This is a genomic window from Ectopseudomonas toyotomiensis (genome assembly GCF_017167985.1).
Lineage (GTDB): Bacteria > Pseudomonadota > Gammaproteobacteria > Pseudomonadales > Pseudomonadaceae > Aquipseudomonas > Aquipseudomonas toyotomiensis.
This window is the reverse complement of sequence record NZ_CP070505.1, coordinates 3,822,300-3,837,902: the sequence shown is the minus strand read 5'-3', so window position 1 is coordinate 3,837,902 and position 15,603 is coordinate 3,822,300. Positions and strand designations below refer to the sequence as shown.

The 15,603-nt window shown below is 63.2% G+C and carries 13 protein-coding genes; 9 read left to right on the top strand and 4 right to left on the bottom strand.

Going from position 1 to position 15,603, the window contains the following annotated elements; translation table 11 throughout:
• Window positions 1-68: 68 nt before the first annotated feature.
• Window positions 69-2,582 (top strand): penicillin acylase family protein, encoded by a 2,514-nt coding sequence (locus tag JWV26_RS17700; protein WP_206417456.1) that lies wholly within the window; start codon window positions 69-71, stop codon window positions 2,580-2,582.
• Window positions 2,583-2,830: 248 nt separating this feature from the next.
• Here the strand turns inward: JWV26_RS17700 and JWV26_RS17695 are convergent, their stop codons facing one another.
• Window positions 2,831-3,523 carry an NUDIX hydrolase gene (locus JWV26_RS17695; RefSeq protein WP_206417455.1) on the bottom strand — a complete coding sequence of 231 codons (693 nt, stop codon included), beginning with the start codon at window positions 3,521-3,523 and terminating at the stop codon, window positions 2,831-2,833.
• A 141-nt stretch (window positions 3,524-3,664) separates the two neighbouring features.
• Between JWV26_RS17695 and JWV26_RS17690 the strand changes: the two genes are divergently transcribed.
• Genes JWV26_RS17690 through nadE form a run of 3 tightly spaced genes read left to right on the top strand, consistent with a single transcriptional unit; the run spans window position 3,665 to window position 6,343 of the window.
• On the top strand, window positions 3,665-4,309 hold the full coding sequence (locus JWV26_RS17690; protein WP_206417454.1) for a nicotinamidase: 645 nt from the start codon (window positions 3,665-3,667) through the stop codon (window positions 4,307-4,309).
• Complete coding sequence (gene pncB / locus JWV26_RS17685) at window positions 4,306-5,505, top strand: nicotinate phosphoribosyltransferase (RefSeq protein ID WP_206417453.1); 1,200 nt, start codon at window positions 4,306-4,308, stop codon at window positions 5,503-5,505. Before JWV26_RS17690 ends, pncB begins: the two co-directional genes overlap by 4 nt.
• A 10-nt stretch (window positions 5,506-5,515) precedes the next feature.
• On the top strand, window positions 5,516-6,343 hold the full coding sequence (nadE, locus tag JWV26_RS17680) for an ammonia-dependent NAD(+) synthetase (RefSeq protein ID WP_074913081.1): 828 nt from the start codon (window positions 5,516-5,518) through the stop codon (window positions 6,341-6,343).
• A 60-nt stretch (window positions 6,344-6,403) separates the two neighbouring features.
• Here nadE and JWV26_RS17675 read toward each other — a convergent pair whose 3' ends face one another.
• Together JWV26_RS17675 and dcd are read right to left on the bottom strand one after the other, a co-directional pair.
• Window positions 6,404-6,616 carry a hypothetical protein gene (locus tag JWV26_RS17675; RefSeq protein ID WP_074913083.1) on the bottom strand — a complete coding sequence of 71 codons (213 nt, stop codon included), beginning with the start codon at window positions 6,614-6,616 and terminating at the stop codon, window positions 6,404-6,406.
• A 131-nt stretch (window positions 6,617-6,747) separates the two neighbouring features.
• Complete coding sequence (gene dcd, locus JWV26_RS17670) at window positions 6,748-7,314, bottom strand: dCTP deaminase (protein ID WP_004423764.1); 567 nt, start codon at window positions 7,312-7,314, stop codon at window positions 6,748-6,750.
• Between the two features lie 300 nt (window positions 7,315-7,614).
• Here dcd and JWV26_RS17665 point away from each other — a divergent pair, with 300 nt between their 5' ends.
• Entirely contained in the window at window positions 7,615-7,824 is a 210-nt protein-coding gene (locus tag JWV26_RS17665; RefSeq protein ID WP_003245585.1) for a cold-shock protein, read from the top strand.
• A gap of 457 nt (window positions 7,825-8,281) precedes the next feature.
• On the opposite strand, the gene apbC is transcribed toward JWV26_RS17665, so the two are convergent.
• On the bottom strand, window positions 8,282-9,370 hold the full coding sequence (apbC, locus tag JWV26_RS17660) for an iron-sulfur cluster carrier protein ApbC (protein ID WP_206417452.1): 1,089 nt from the start codon (window positions 9,368-9,370) through the stop codon (window positions 8,282-8,284).
• A 162-nt stretch (window positions 9,371-9,532) separates the two neighbouring features.
• Between apbC and metG the strand changes: the two genes are divergently transcribed.
• From metG to rsxC, 4 genes are all read left to right on the top strand, one after another.
• The gene (metG, locus tag JWV26_RS17655) at window positions 9,533-11,569 is read left to right on the top strand and encodes a methionine--tRNA ligase (protein ID WP_206417451.1); all 2,037 of its coding nucleotides are present in this window, start codon (window positions 9,533-9,535) and stop codon (window positions 11,567-11,569) included.
• 119 nt (window positions 11,570-11,688) lie between these two features.
• A complete protein-coding gene (gene rsxA, locus JWV26_RS17650) occupies window positions 11,689-12,273 on the top strand; it encodes an electron transport complex subunit RsxA (RefSeq protein WP_021488430.1) in 585 nt (194 codons plus the stop codon).
• A complete protein-coding gene (gene rsxB / locus JWV26_RS17645) occupies window positions 12,270-12,845 on the top strand; it encodes an electron transport complex subunit RsxB (RefSeq protein WP_012017990.1) in 576 nt (191 codons plus the stop codon). Before rsxA ends, rsxB begins: the two co-directional genes overlap by 4 nt.
• A complete protein-coding gene (rsxC, locus tag JWV26_RS17640) occupies window positions 12,842-15,481 on the top strand; it encodes an electron transport complex subunit RsxC (protein ID WP_206417450.1) in 2,640 nt (879 codons plus the stop codon). Before rsxB ends, rsxC begins: the two co-directional genes overlap by 4 nt.
• Window positions 15,482-15,603 lie beyond the last annotated feature (122 nt).

The window sequence follows — 15,603 nt, the reverse complement described above, 5'->3', positions numbered from 1 at the left end:
CCTTGGCGCCTTTGTGGCCGGTCATTGCGCGACCGGCCTCGACCGTCCGCACACCAAGGAACTTCGCCATGCGCGCGCTGGCCCGCCTGACTCTTGCCGCCTCACTGATCAGCCTCGCCGGCTGCCAGTCCCTGCTCAACAGCCGTTATGCCGACAGCGTGCCACCTACCCGTGGCGTTGAGCGCATCCAGGGCGTGGCCGAGAGTGCGTCGGTGCGGCGTAACGCACTCGGCATGCCGCTGATCGAATCGAGCAATTTTCACGACGCGCTGTTTACCCTGGGCTACGTGCATGCCGGTGACCGTCTCAGCCAGATGATCGGCATGCGCCTGCTGGCTCAAGGCCGCCTGGCCGAGATGGCGGGGCCCGGCGTGCTGGAAATGGACCGTTTCATGCGCGCGGTCAACCTGAAAAAGAACGCAGAAATTCTCTACGCCGACGCCTCGCCGCGCCTGAAACGTTTCTTCGAGGTCTATTCGCGTGGCGTCAACGCCTATATGTTCCGCTACCGTGATCGTATGCCGATGGATCTGGCCGAGTCCGGCTACCGTCCCGAGTACTGGAAGCCCGAGGACTCGGTGCTGCTGTTCTGCCTGCTCAACTTCGGCTTGGCGGTGAACCTGCAGGAAGAGATCGCCGCGCTGACCATGGCCCAGCAGGTGGGCACCGACAAGCTGCCCTGGCTGCTGCCGATCTACCCGGACGAACCGCTGCCCTTCGCCGAGGCGGAAAAACTCGCCGGACTCGACCTCAAAGGCCAATTGCCAGGCCTGCAGGCGATTTCCCGCACAACCGCGCAGATCGCCGAACAACACATGCTCGGCGTCGCCGCCTCGAACAACTGGGCCATCGCCCCGCAGCGTAGCCGTGGCGGCAAGAGCCTGCTGGCCAATGACACGCACCTGCCACTGAGCATGCCCTCGCTGTGGAGTTTCGTGCAGATCCGCTCGCCCAAATACCAGGCTGCGGGCGTGTCCCTGGCGGGCGTGCCGGCTGTGGTCGCCGGCTACAACGGCAAGCTGGCGTGGGGCATGACCATGGTCATGGGCGACAATCAGGACATCTACCTGGAGCGCATCAAGCGCGAAGGCAGTCGCCTGATGTACCAGGCCGACGGCAAGTGGCTGCCGGTCAGCGAACGCCAGGAGACCTTCTTCATCAAGGGCCAGCGCCCGATCCGCGAAACGCTTTACGAGACCCGCAACGGGCCGCTGCTCAACTCGGTACTGGGCGAACGCAAGCATATGCTGCAACCCCTGGCGCTGCAGAGCGGCTACGGCCTGGCGCTGAAAACCACCCAGTTCGAGCGTGACCAGAGCCTCGACGCCTTCTTCGACCTGTCGCGAGCACAGTCGGTGGACCAGGCCTTCGAGGCGACGCGGGAGATCCGCGCCATGCCGCTGAACATCGTCTTCGCCGACGCCCAGCATATTGGCTGGCAGGTCACCGGGCGCTACCCGAATCGCCGCGAAGGTCGTGGCCTGCTGCCCTCCCCTGGCTGGGACGAGCGCTACGCCTGGGACGGCTTCGCCGACCCGATGCTGCACCCTTACGATCAGGACCCGCCGCAAGGCTGGCTGGGCACCGCCAACGAACGTAGCGTGCCGCCCGGTTACGGCATGCAGCTGTCCAGCTCCTGGTACTACCCGGAACGCGCCGAACGTATCGCCGAGCTGGCCGGCAATGGCCGTCACGATGGCCGCAGCATGATCGCCATGCAGTACGACCAGACCTCACCCTTCGTCGCCAAACTGCAGGCCATGTTCAATGACCCGGCCATGCACGACTCGCTGCGCCAGGCTATCGCGGCCCTGCCGGCTGGCCAGCGCGCACGTGCTGATGAAGCCCTGAAGCGCCTGCTGGCGTTCGACGGCAAGCTTGCCGCCAGTTCGGCCGATGCCGCCATTTACGGCGCCTTCCTGCATGAAAGCGCACGGCAGATCTTCCTCGACGAGCTGGGCCCGGACGACAGCCCGGCATGGAAGGCGCTGGTGCAAACCGCCAACACCTCCTACTCGGCGCAGGCCGATCACCTGCTTGGGCGTGCCGACAGCCCGTTCTGGAACGACATCCGCACGCCAGTGCAGGAAGACAAGCCGACCATTCTGGCGCGTAGCCTGGCCGCCAGCATCGAGCTGCTGGAAAGTCGATTGGGCGCCGAGCGGCGCAACTGGCAATGGGGCAAACTGCACACCTATGAGTGGGTAACCGACGCCACGCGCATGGCGCCTCACATGAGCGCCAGCCAGCGCACCAGCATCAACGCCCTGAAAGGCTATCTGGATCGCGGCCCCTATCCGGCCGGGGGCGACCACAGCACGCTGAACGTATCGGCCTACGCCTGGGGCCAGGATTTCAACACCTTCCTGATCCCGGCCATGCGTATCGTGGTGGATTTTGCCGCTGACGAACCCCTGGTCGGCGTCAACAGCTCGGGGCAATCCGGCAACCCGGCCAGCCCTCACTATGCCGATGGCATCGAGGCATGGCTCAAAGGCGGGTACATGAGCTTCCCGTTCAAAGCGGAGAATCTGGACAAGGTCTACGGTAACCAGCGCCTGCTGCTGATGCCGGCCAAGTAGCGACCGTTCGTCGGGTGACGCTGAACCTTTACCTCAGCGCCCCACTCTGAATAATCGACTTACTCCATAGATCATCGTTTAAGGCGCCCCTGGCGCCTTTTCTTTTGCCTGAAGAAAAAAGATGGCTTTTTTCCATCACCGGGCGGAACTTCTCGCACGCTGCATGCTCAGAGACTATGCATCGATTGAAATGCTCCCCTGGCGCCTCTGGCGCCTATTTTTTTGCCTGTGATTCGGGCAATTCCTGCCTAAGCCAACAGGCTGCGATCAAAGATAAAGGCATCCACCGCTTGCGGACGATGCTCCAGAAGATTCTGCGGCCGCCCCATCTTCGGATAATTCTTCTCGCCGGTGTCACTGATCCAGCCCTGCGCCTTCATCCGCTCCAGACGGCCACGCAAGGTGGTGTGCTGTACCGGCTCGCCCAAGCAAGCCTGGAATGCCGTCAGCGCTTCGGTCACGGTAAATCGCGGCGCCAGCAGGTACAGCGGCAGCGAGCTGTACACCGACTTGCCGCGCAGCCGCTCGGCTGCCAGGCGCACCAGTTGCGTATGGTCGAATGGCAACGCCTGCTGCCCTGCAGTGACGCGCGACAGATCGACGAAGCGCAAACTTTCATCCTGCGGCTCGGCGTCGGGTGCCAGCAGCGCCAGATAGCAGGTGCTCAGCGACCAGCCACGTGGATCTCGCAGACCATTACCCACCGTCGCCACCTGCTCCAGATACTGCGGTTGCAGGCGTGCCTTGTCCGCCAGCGCACGGGCTGCGGCGGCGTCCAGGCTGGCATCGGCGCAACGACCGTTGACCAGCACGCCCGGTAGCGCCCATTGCCCGGCGTAGGGTTCACGCTGGCGACGCAGCAGCAGCACCTGCAACACCCCCTCCTCGCTCAGGCGTAGGGCAACGATATCCACCCCGGCCAGCACTTCCACTGCACTCATCCCGTCCCTTGCTCCTTCATCTACTTATTTCATCTTGACCAATAACTCATATTTTTTCACGCAGGATTTGGTGAAAACGCTTGACTACATATTTCATCAGATGAAATATGTAGTCACTCACCCACGAGAAGGAGGCGCACCATGAAGATCGCCAGCTTCGACGTCGACGCCCAGAAAGGCTTCACCCCGCTATGCCCCAGCGAGCTCCCCGTACCCGAGGGCGATGCCATCGTCCCGGCGCTGAACCAACTGGCCACACGCGCCCAGCTGCGCATCGGCAGCAAGGATGCCCATAGCCCGCAGGCGGCCTGGGTCGTCGACACACACGATGAGATGCTGCGCCCCCTGCCGCTGGCCAATGCCGACCTGACCTGGGTCAGCCACTGCGTACCTGGTACACCCGGCTTCGAATTGCTCGATGGCCTGCCAGCGCCGCTGGATTACGACTACTTCGTGTGGAAAGGTGTTGAGCCGGACCTGCACCCTTACGGCGCCTGCTATCACGACCTGGCCGAGAAGCGCAGCACGGGCGTGATCGAATTTCTTCGGCAAAATGGCGTCGACCTTGTACTGATGGGCGGCCTGGCCCTGGACTACTGCGTCAAGACCACCGCCCTGCAACTGCGTCGCGCCGGCTTCGAAGTGATCGTGTATCTGCCGGCCTGCCGAGCCATCGCCAGCGAAACAGCTGAAACCGCCTGCCTCGCCATGCGCGAACAGGGCATCACACTGGCTGCCAGCCTGGAACAGCTGGATGGCACCCTCGCCAAGGAGAACCTGCGATGAGCGAGAGCATCTTCGCCGACCGCACCGTACAGAATCTGTTGGACACCGATTTCTACAAGCTGACCATGATGCAGGCGGTGCTGCACAACTACCCCAATGCCGAGGTGGAATGGGAATTCCGCTGCCGCAGCAGCGAGGATCTGACGCCCTATCTGGCCGAGATCCGCTACCAGATCGAACGCCTCAGTGAGCTGAGCCTGAGCGTCGACCAGCTGGCCTTCCTCGAACGCATCCCGTTCATCAAGGCGGACTTCATTCGTTTTCTAAGCCTGTTCCGCTTCAACCTGCGCTACGTGCACACCAGCATCGAAGACGGCCAGTTGAGCATCCGTCTGCGCGGCCCCTGGTTGCACGTGATCCTCTTCGAGGTGCCGCTACTGGCCATCGTCAGCGAAGTGCGCAACCGCTATCGCTACCGTGAAGTGCTGCTGGAGCAGGCTGCCGAGCGCCTGTACGAGAAGCTCGACTGGCTCAAGGCCGAAGCCTCGCCGAGCGAACTGGCCGGCTTCCAGCTGGCTGATTTCGGCACCCGCAGGCGCTTCTCCTACCGCGTACAGGAGCAGGCGGTACACATACTCAAGCGCGATTTCCCCGGTCGCTTCGTCGGCACCAGCAATGTGCACCTGGCCCGCGAGTTCGACCTCAAGCCCATTGGCACCATGGCCCACGAATGGCTGATGGCGCACCAGCAGCTCGGTCCACGGCTGATCGACAGCCAGATCGCCGCGCTCGACTGCTGGGTGCGCGAATACCGCGGTTTGCTGGGCATCGCCCTGACCGACTGCATCACCATGGATGCCTTCCTGGCCGATTTCGACCTGTACTTCGCCAAGCTCTTCGACGGCCTGCGCCATGACTCCGGCGACCCACTGGTGTGGGCGGAAAAAGCCATCGCCCACTACGAGAAACTCGGCATCGATCCGATGAGCAAGACCCTGGTGTTCTCCGACGGGCTCGACCTGCCCAAGTCGCTGCGGCTCTACCGTGCACTTTCCGGGCGAATCCACGTAAGCTTCGGGGTCGGAACCAACCTGACCTGCGACATCCCCGGCGTCGAGCCGATGAACATCGTGATCAAGATGATCGCCTGCAACGGTCAACCGGTAGCGAAGATTTCCGATACGCCCGGCAAGACCCAATGCCGCGACGAGAACTTCGTCCATTACCTGAAACACGTCTTTCGCGTGACCCAGTGAGGAGCCAGACATGAGCAACCGCCAAGCCGAAATCGCCGCCGCCCTCGACGTGGTGCCGCCATTCGCCGACGACGCTGCGCTGAGTGCAGAAATCGAGCGGCGCAAGACCTTCATCAAGAACACCCTGAAGAATTCCGGCCTCAAGGTGCTGGTCCTGGGCATCAGCGGCGGCGTCGACTCGCTGACCGCCGGGCGCCTGGCCCAGCTTTCGGTCGAGGAGCTGCGTGCCGAAACAGGCGAGACTGCGTACCGCTTCATCGCCGTGCGCCTGCCGCACAACGCTCAGCACGACGAGCATGACGCCCAGGATTCGCTGAAATTCATCTGCGCCGATGAACAAGACACGGTAAACATCGCCGACAGCGTCTCCGGCCTCGGCGAGCAGGTCACTCATTTACAGAAACTCAGCGACGCCCGCCGCGATTTCGTCGTCGGCAACATCAAGGCACGCATCCGCATGGTTGCCCAGTTCGCCATCGCCAACGCCAACAATGGCCTGGTGATCGGCACCGATCACGCTGCCGAGGCGGTGATGGGTTTTTTCACCAAGTTCGGTGACGGCGCCTGCGACCTCGCTCCGCTGTCCGGCCTGGTGAAGAATCAGGTACGTGCCATTGCCAAGCACCTGGGTGCTCCGCAGCACCTGGTGATGAAAACGCCGACCGCTGACCTGGAAGAGCTGCGCCCAGGCAAACCAGACGAGGAGGCGCATGGCGTCACCTACGCCGAAATCGACGCCTTCCTGCATGGCGAGAAAGTCAGTGACGAGGCCTATGCCACCATCGTTCGCACCTACGACAACACACGCCACAAACGCGAACTGCCGCTGGTGCCCTGAGCGCCGCAGGGCGGAAAGAAAGAGCCGGGCATCGCCCGGCTTTTTCGTCTGCACTGCAAATCAATGCCACTCCCCGGCAATGCGCTCTGCTGGCGCGGCGAGGCGCTCGAAAACCTCACGTGGCCGACACTGGGCCACCGGCGCCGGCGGCGGTTGATCGGGCAATGTCGGCTCACCCGGCTCCTGCGGCGGCACGGGTCTTCCTGGCTGATCAGGGATATCGGGTTCGGGCTGGCCGGGAATGCCTCCCGCATTGAGATCGAGCAAAGACATGAGTCGTTCTCCTGAACGTGGGCTGTTGTAGATGGAGCCCCACAGGAGCAGGAAATTCAGGCTATCCGACCAAACGCTAGCGCGCACAAAAAAGCCGGGCTAAGCCCGGCTTTCTGGCAACGCTTCGGCGATCAGGCCTTGGGCAGGGTTACCCCGGTCTGCCCCTGGTACTTGCCACCACGATCACGGTAGGAAACCTCACAGGCCTCATCGGACTGCAGGAACAGCATCTGCGCCACACCTTCGTTGGCGTAGATCTTCGCCGGCAGGTTGGTGGTGTTGGAGAATTCCAGGGTCACGTGACCTTCCCACTCCGGCTCCAGCGGCGTGACGTTGACGATGATGCCGCAACGCGCATAGGTGCTCTTGCCCAGGCAGATGGTCAGTACGTCGCGCGGGATGCGGAAGTACTCGACAGTGCGGGCCAGGGCGAAGGAGTTAGGCGGAATGATGCAAACGTCGCTCTTGATGTCGACGAAGCTCTTCTCATCGAAATTCTTCGGGTCGACGATGGCCGAGTGGATATTGGTGAACACCTTGAATTCATCGGCGCAACGTACATCGTAGCCGTAGCTGGAAACACCGTAGGAGATGACGCGACTGTCGTCGGCACCGCGCACCTGGCGCTCGACGTAGGGCTCGATCATGCCGTGTTCCTGGGCCATGCGGCGAATCCACTTGTCCGATTTGATGCTCATGGCGAGGTGTCCTGAGTGGGCGGTTACGAAAAAAGTGAGCGCATCTTACCGATGCAGGCGCCACGCTTCAAAGAGTGCCGGCGCGCCCATCAGTCATTATTTGCAAAAAAGCTGCATCGAGCATTCGCACTTGGCGATAAAAACACGTATGGTGTGCCCACTGTGCTGCATGTGTCACCGCGAATCGCTACTAGATGCCTAGATCTCGATCCAAACATCGTCCGACTCCTAGTACTCGTTGCACTCAGTCCCGGCCTGGGCTTTTCCAGGGCTGTTATTACTTTTGTTAGGAGACATCACATGTCCAATCGTCAGACTGGCACCGTCAAGTGGTTCAACGATGAGAAAGGCTACGGCTTCATCACCCCGCAATCCGGTGACGACCTCTTCGTACACTTCAAAGCCATCCAGAGCGATGGTTTCAAGAGCCTGAAAGAAGGCCAGCAAGTATCCTTCGTGGCCACCCGTGGTCAGAAAGGCATGCAGGCTGAGGAAGTTCAGGTTATCTAACCTGCGCTACCCTGCTTGAGAAAGAGCCCCGCCTAGTGCGGGGCTTTTTTGTGGGTGTTTACACGCCTTGTAGGAGCGGATTTATCCGCGAAATCGCGGCTGAAGCCGCTCCAAAGCAGCTTTCCGTAGGAGCCCCGCCCCGGGGCGAAGCTTTTCAAATTTGCGCCGCCCTGATTCGCGGCGGGGCGCCGCTCCTACAGATTCGATCCGCCGGCGCTTGAACTGAGTCGGGTGGTAGAGCTGCGCAGGATGCCCACGCCGCAGGGCAATTGGAAAGCCAAGTCAGGACCGAGTCGCCTGCATGGCCCTCTCCCGCCCTTCGGGCACCCCGCTCCGCGCCCCGGCCTGATCGCTTCGCGATCAGGCGCTCATAGGCGCAGGAAGCGATGCTTCCAAAACGCGCCTCTTCGCCCCATGAATGGGAGAGGGTCATCAGAGGGCCGCTGCGCAGCCGCTATTAGTCCTCACTGATCTCGATACTGGGCATCGCCGGCTTGCCAGCCAGAGCGATGCGCGCGCCGACCTTGCGCGCCAGGTCCTGGTAGATCATGGCGATCTGGCTTTCCGGATCGGCAATGGTGGTCGGCTTGCCATCATCGGCCTGCATGCGGATGGCCATCGACAGCGGCAACGAGGCCAGCAGCTCGACGCCATACTGTGCAGCCAGCTTCTCACCGCCACCCTCGCCGAACAGGTGCTCGGCATGACCGCAGTTGGAGCAGATGTGCACGGCCATGTTCTCCACCACACCGAGCACCGGGATATGCACCTTGCGGAACATCTCCACGCCTTTCTTGGCATCGAGCAGGGCCAGGTCCTGCGGCGTGGTGACGATCACGCTACCGGCCACCGGCACCTTCTGTGCCAGGGTCAGCTGGATGTCGCCGGTGCCCGGCGGCATGTCCACCACCAGGTAATCGAGGTCGTTCCAGGCGGTCTGGGTGATCAGTTGCAGCAGCGCACCGCTGACCATCGGCCCGCGCCAGACCATCGGCGTGTTGTCGTCGGTGAGAAAGGCCATGGACATCACCTGCACGCCATGGGCTTCGAGAGGCACGAACCATTTCTGATCCTTCACCTGCGGCCGCGTGCCCTCTGCGATGCCGAACATGATGCCCTGGCTCGGGCCGTAGATATCGGCATCGAGAATGCCCACACGCGCGCCCTCGCGGGCCAGCGCCAGCGCCAGGTTGGCGGCGGTGGTGGACTTGCCCACCCCGCCCTTGCCCGAGGCCACGGCGATAACGTTTTTCACCCCAGCCAACGCCGGCACCTGCGCCTGCCCCTGGTGCGAGTCGATCACGCAATCGACCTGCACTCGCGCACCGTCGACACCATCGAGGTTCTCCAGCGCCATCTGCAGCATCTGCGCCCAACCGTTCTTGAACAAGCCGGCGGCGTAGCCCAGCTCCAGGTGCACGGATACGCGTGCGCCCTGAATATCGACTTCACGCAGACAACCGGCGCTGACCGGGTCCTGATCGAGATGGGGGTCGGTGAACTGACGCAGACAGGCTTCGACCGCTTCGCGGGTGACGGCACTCATGCATGGACTCCAGAAGGCAGCAGAAAAACAGGCCGGCATAATAGCAGCAGCACCGAGCCATGCGCGGTACATCGACCACGCTTACCCGGTGCAGGTGGCTTGCAGCCTGCCGCTGCTTTATAGTTGCCGACTTCCCTCGTTTTACCAGTGCAGCCGATCACCATGACCGAAGCCCGCAAGATTCTCGTTACCAGCGCCCTCCCCTACGCCAACGGTTCCATCCACCTTGGCCATATGCTCGAGTACGTGCAGACCGACATGTGGGTGCGCTACCAGAAGCTGCGTGGCAATCAGGCCATCTACGTCTGTGCAGACGATGCGCACGGTTCGGCGATCATGCTGCGCGCCGAGAAAGAAGGCATCACCCCCGAGCAGCTCATTGCCAACGTACAGGCCGAGCACACCGCCGACTTCGCCGACTTCGGCGTGGACTTCGACAACTACCACTCCACCCACTCGCAGGAAAACCGCGAGTTGTCGGCGTCGATCTACCTGGCGCTGCGCGACAAGGGCCATATCGCCACCCGCGCGGTGACCCAGTACTTCGACCCCGAGAAGGGCATGTTCCTCGCCGACCGTTTCATCAAGGGCACCTGCCCGAAATGTGGCACCGAGGATCAGTACGGCGACAACTGCGAGAAATGCGGTGCCACCTATGCACCGACCGAGCTGAAGAACCCGCGCTCGGCCATCTCCGGCGCGGTGCCGGTGCTCAAGGAGTCGCAGCACTTCTTCTTCAAGCTGCCGGACTTCGAAGCCATGCTCAAGCAGTGGACGCGCTCCGGCGCCCTGCAGGAAGCGGTGGCCAACAAGATCGCCGAGTGGCTCGACGGCGGCCTGCAGGAGTGGGACATCAGCCGTGATGCGCCCTACTTCGGCTTCGAGATTCCCGGCGAGCCGGGCAAGTACTTCTACGTCTGGCTGGATGCGCCGATCGGCTACATGGCCAGCTTCAAGAACCTCTGCGCGCGCCGTCCGGAGCTGGACTTCGACGCATTCTGGGGCAAGGATTCCACCGCCGAGCTGTATCACTTCATCGGCAAGGACATCGTCAACTTCCACGCCCTGTTCTGGCCGGCCATGCTCGAAGGCGCGGGCTACCGCAAGCCCACCGCGGTCAATGTGCACGGCTACCTGACGGTGAACGGCCAGAAGATGTCCAAATCGCGCGGCACCTTCATCAAGGCGCGCACCTACCTGGACCACCTGAACCCGGAATACCTGCGCTACTACTACGCCTCCAAGCTGGGCCGCGGCGTCGACGATCTGGACCTGAACCTCGATGACTTCGTGCAGAAGGTCAACTCGGATCTGGTCGGCAAGGTGGTCAACATCGCCAGCCGCTGCGCCGGCTTCATCCACAAGGGCAACGATGGCCTGCTGGTCGCCGCCAACCCGGAGCCGGAGCTGTGGGACGCCTTCCAGGCCGCCGCGCCGAGCATCGCGGAGGCCTACGAGGCACGCGACTTCTCCCGCGCCATGCGCGAGATCATGGCGCTGGCCGACCGCGCCAACGCCTGGATCGCCGACAAGGCGCCCTGGGCCCTGAACAAGGTCGAAGGCAAGCAGGCCGAGGTGCAGGAAATCTGCGCGCTGGGCATCAACCTGTTCCGTCAGTTGGTAATCATGTTGAAACCCGTGCTGCCGAAGCTGGCCAGTGACGCCGAAGCCTTCCTCAATGTGAAGCCGCAAACCTGGGCCGACCTGTCGCTGCCGCTGGCCAACCATCAGCTCAACCCGTTCAACCCGCTGCTCACCCGCATCGAGCCGGCGAAGATCGAAGCCATGGTCGAAGCCTCCAAGGAAGACCTGGCCGCCGAAGCGTCCAAGCCACAGGGCAATGGTGAACTGGCCAAGGACCCGCTGGCCGCCGAGATCAACTTCGACGCCTTCGCCGCCGTCGACCTGCGTATCGCCCTGATCGAGAAGTGCGAGTTCGTCGAAGGCGCCGACAAGCTGCTGCGCCTGTCGCTGGATATCGGCGACGAGAAGCGCAACGTGTTCTCCGGCATCAAGTCCGCCTACCCGGACCCGAGCAAGCTGGAAGGCCGCCTGACCCTGTACGTCGCCAACCTGGCGCCGCGCAAGATGAAGTTCGGCATCAGCGAAGGCATGGTCCTGGCCGCCGGCCCCGGTGGCGAGGAAATCTACCTGCTCAGCCCGGACAGCGGCGCCAAGCCGGGCCAGCGCGTCAAGTAAGCCCCAGCTAGGCTTATAGGCGTCGAACAAGCCGGCCAATGCCGGCTTGTTTGCATCTGCGCGCTTCCCGATAATAGGCGCCCTTTTCCTATGGCCTTTGCGCACTCGACGGCAATCCGATGACCGAACTCGTCCTGATCATGGTCAGCGCCATCCTGGTCAACAACTTCGTGCTGGTGCAGTTTCTCGGCCTGTGCCCGTTCATGGGCGTGTCGAAGAAGATCGAAACCGCCATCGGCCTGTCCCTGGCCACCACCTTCGTGCTGACCCTGGCTGCCATGTGCAGCTACCTGGTGCAGCAGTACGTGCTCAAGCCGCTGGATCTGGAGTTCCTGCGCACCATCAGCTTCATTCTGGTGATCGCGGTGACCGTGCAGTTCACCGAGATGGTGGTGAACAAGACCAGTCCGCTGCTGTATCGCGTGCTGGGCATCTTCCTGCCGCTGATCACCACCAACTGCATCGTCCTCGGCGTCGCCCTGCTCAACGCCAACAAGGCCGAGTTCACCTTCATCACCGCCACTGCCAACGGCTTCGCGGCAGGCCTGGGCTTCTCCCTGGTGCTGGTGCTGTTCGCCGCCATGCGCGAACGCATTGCCATCGCCGACGTGCCGAAATCCTTCCAGGGCGCGGCCATCGGCATGATCACCGCCGGCCTGATGTCGCTGGCCTTCATGGGCTTTGCCGGGTTGATCAAGCTATGAGCCTGGTTCTGGTCGCCGTACTCGCGCTGCTCGGCCTGTGCCTGATCGCCGGCGCCATTCTGGGTTTCGCCGCGGTGCGCTTCAAGGTCGAGGGCGACCCCATCGCCGAGCAGATCAACGCCCTGCTGCCGCAGACCCAGTGCGGCCAGTGCGGCTACCCCGGCTGCAAGCCCTACGCCGAGGCGATCGCCGGCGGCGACAAGATCAACAAGTGCCCGCCCGGCGGCGAGGCGACCATCCAGGCGCTGGCCGACCTGCTGGACGTCGAACCCGAGCCGCTGGATGCGGTGGAAGGCGAGAAGCCGCAGATGGTCGCGTTTATCCGCGAAGCGGAATGCATTGGCTGCACCAAGTGCATCCAGGCCTGCCCGGTGGACGCTATCGTCGGCGCGGCGCGGCAGATGCACACGGTCATCGTCAGCGAATGCACCGGCTGTGACCTGTGCGTGGAGCCCTGCCCGGTCGACTGCATCGACATGATCGAGGTCGGTAGCACCGTGCAGAGCTGGAAATGGGACAAACCGCTGGCGCCCGGCCAGTTGATCGCCAGCGACCGGGAGCAGGCGGCATGAGCGCGCAGGAAAAGATCTGGGATATCCCGGGTGGCATACACCCTGCCGAGCGCAAGGAGCTGTCCAACCGCACGCCGATCCAGCAGGCGCCGCTGCCCAAGCGCCTGGTCTTGCCGCTCGGCCAGCATATCGGTACGGTCGCCGAGCCCTGCGTGGTGGTCGGTGAGCGGGTACTCAAGGGGCAGAAGATCGCCGAGGCCAACGGCTTCGTCAGCGCGCCGCTGCATGCCCCGACCTCCGGCACCGTCAGCTTTATCGGCCCGCAGCCCTATCCGCACGTCTCCGGCATGCTGGCGCCGGCCATTGTCATCGACAGCGACGGCATGGACGAGTGGGGCGAACTGACGCCCCATGCCGACTACCGGCATATGGAATCGGCCGAGCTGCTGGCGCTGATTCGCGAGGCAGGTATCAGCGGCCTGGGCGGTGCCGGCTTCCCTACCGCGGTCAAACTCACCGCACGGCCGACGCAGAAGATCCACACGCTGATCATCAACGGCACCGAGTGCGAGCCCTATATCACCGCCGACGACCTGCTGATGCGCGAGCACGTAGATGAGCTGATTTCCGGCATCGATATCCTGGTGCAGCTGATCCAGCCCGATCAGGTGCTGATCGGCATCGAGGACAACAAGCCCGAGGCCATCGCTGCCGTACGCGGCGCCTGCAGCGAGCGCAGCTACCAGGTGCGGGTATTCCCCACCAAGTACCCCTCCGGCGGCGAGAAGCAGCTGATCCAGATTCTCACCGGTGTCGAGGTGCCCTCGGGCGGCCTGCCGGCCGATATCGGCATCCTCTGCCAGAACGTCGGTACCTGCACGGCCATTCACGACGCGGTGGTGCTGGGCAAGCCGCTGATCTCGCGCATTACCACCCTGACCGGCGAAGCACTGGCGCGGCCGGGTAACGTCGAGGCGCTGCTCGGCACGCCAGTGGGCGAGCTGCTGGAGTTTGCCGGGCTGGACACCAGCAAACTCAATCGCCTGATCATGGGCGGACCGATGATGGGCTTCACCCTGACCTCGCTCGACGTGCCGCTGATCAAGACCGCCAACTGCCTGCTGGCCAGTACCGCCGCCGAACTGCCGCCACCGCCGCCGCCCTTGCCCTGCATCCGCTGCGGCGAATGCGCCGAGGCCTGCCCGGCCAGCCTGCTGCCGCAGCAGCTGCACTTCTTCGCCCTGGGCCAGGAGCACGAACAGCTCAAGGCGCACAACCTGTTCGACTGCATCGAGTGCGGCGCCTGCGCCTACGTCTGCCCATCGAGTATTCCGCTGGTGCAGTACTACCGCGCGGCCAAGGCGGAAATCCGCGAGCTGGAGCAGAAACAACTCAAGGCCGAGCACTCCAAGCAGCGTTTCGAGCAGCGCCAGGAACGCCTGCGCCGCGCCGAGGAACAGAAGGAAGCCGAGCGCAAAGCCCGTGCCGAAAAAGCCGCCCGCGCCAAGGCGGCGCAGGCCGAAGCGCCCCCTGCAGCCGCAGCCGCGCCGGCCGATGAAGCGCTGAAGAAACTCAAGATCGAAGCCAGCATGGCCCAGGTCGCGCTGAAAAAGGCGGAAAAACAGCTGGCCGCCCACGATACGCCCGAACTGCAGGCGCAGGTCAGCGAGCTACGCGCCGCTGCCGAAGCCGCGCAAAAGGCCCTGGCCGACGCACAGGCAGCTGCACCAGCCCCAGCGCCCAAACCGGCCAGTGACGAAGCGCTGAAAAAAGCTAAGATCGAAGCCGCCATGCTCAAGGCCCAGCTGCGCAAACTGGAAAAGATCGAGAACCCGGACGACGATCAGCAGGCCGAACTCGCCCGTCTGCGTCAGCAGCTGGAAGAAGCCGAGAAGTCTCTAACCAGCCTGGAAAGCCAGGCGCCTGCCCCCGCGGCCAAGCCAGCCGGCGACGAGGCGCTGAAAAAGGCCAAGATCGACGCCGCCATGCTCAAGGCCCAGTTGCGCAAGCTGGAGAAGATCGAAACCCCGGACGAGGAGCAACAGGCCGAAATCGCCCGTGTGCGCCAACAGCTGGAAGCCGCCGAGAAAGCCCTGGCCGATCTGGAGAGCCAGACACCCGCCCCAGCCGCCAAACCCGCCGGTGACGATGCCTTGAAAAAGGCCAAGATCGAAGCGGCCATGCTCAAGGCGCAGCTGCGCAAGCTGGAGAAGATCGAAACCCCGGACGACGAGCAACAGGCCGAACTCGCCCGTCTGCGCCAGCAACTGGAAGAAGCCGAGAGAGCCCTGGCCGATGTGGAGAGCCAGATACCCGCCCCAGCCGCCAAATCCGCCGGTGACGATGCCTTGAAAAAGACCAAGGTCGAGCTGGCGATGAAACGCGCCGAACTGAAGAAGGCCGAGAAGGCCGGCGCTGACGAAGCCACTCTGCAGCCGCTGCGTGATGCCCTGGCCGCTGCCGAACAGGCCCTGCACGCCGCCGAGGCGGCCTCGGGCAAGCCTGCCCCGGAACTGGTACGCACCGAACGGCCTGGTGTGGATGCCGAGCTGAAAGCCTTGAAAACCGAAGTGGCCTTTGCTCGCGCCGACCTGCGCAAGCTGGAACGGGACGACAACGCCGCCGCCGATGCACTGGAGCAGGCACGCACTCGTCTGAGCGAAGCCGAACGCAAGCTGGCCGACTATCAGCCGTAACGATCATCCCGGATTGCATCCGGGCTACACGCAATAATCCGTCGCATCGGAGCATCCGGGCGGCACAGACAACCGTAGCCCGGATGCAATCCGGGGAATGAACACCACTGCGATCAGTACGA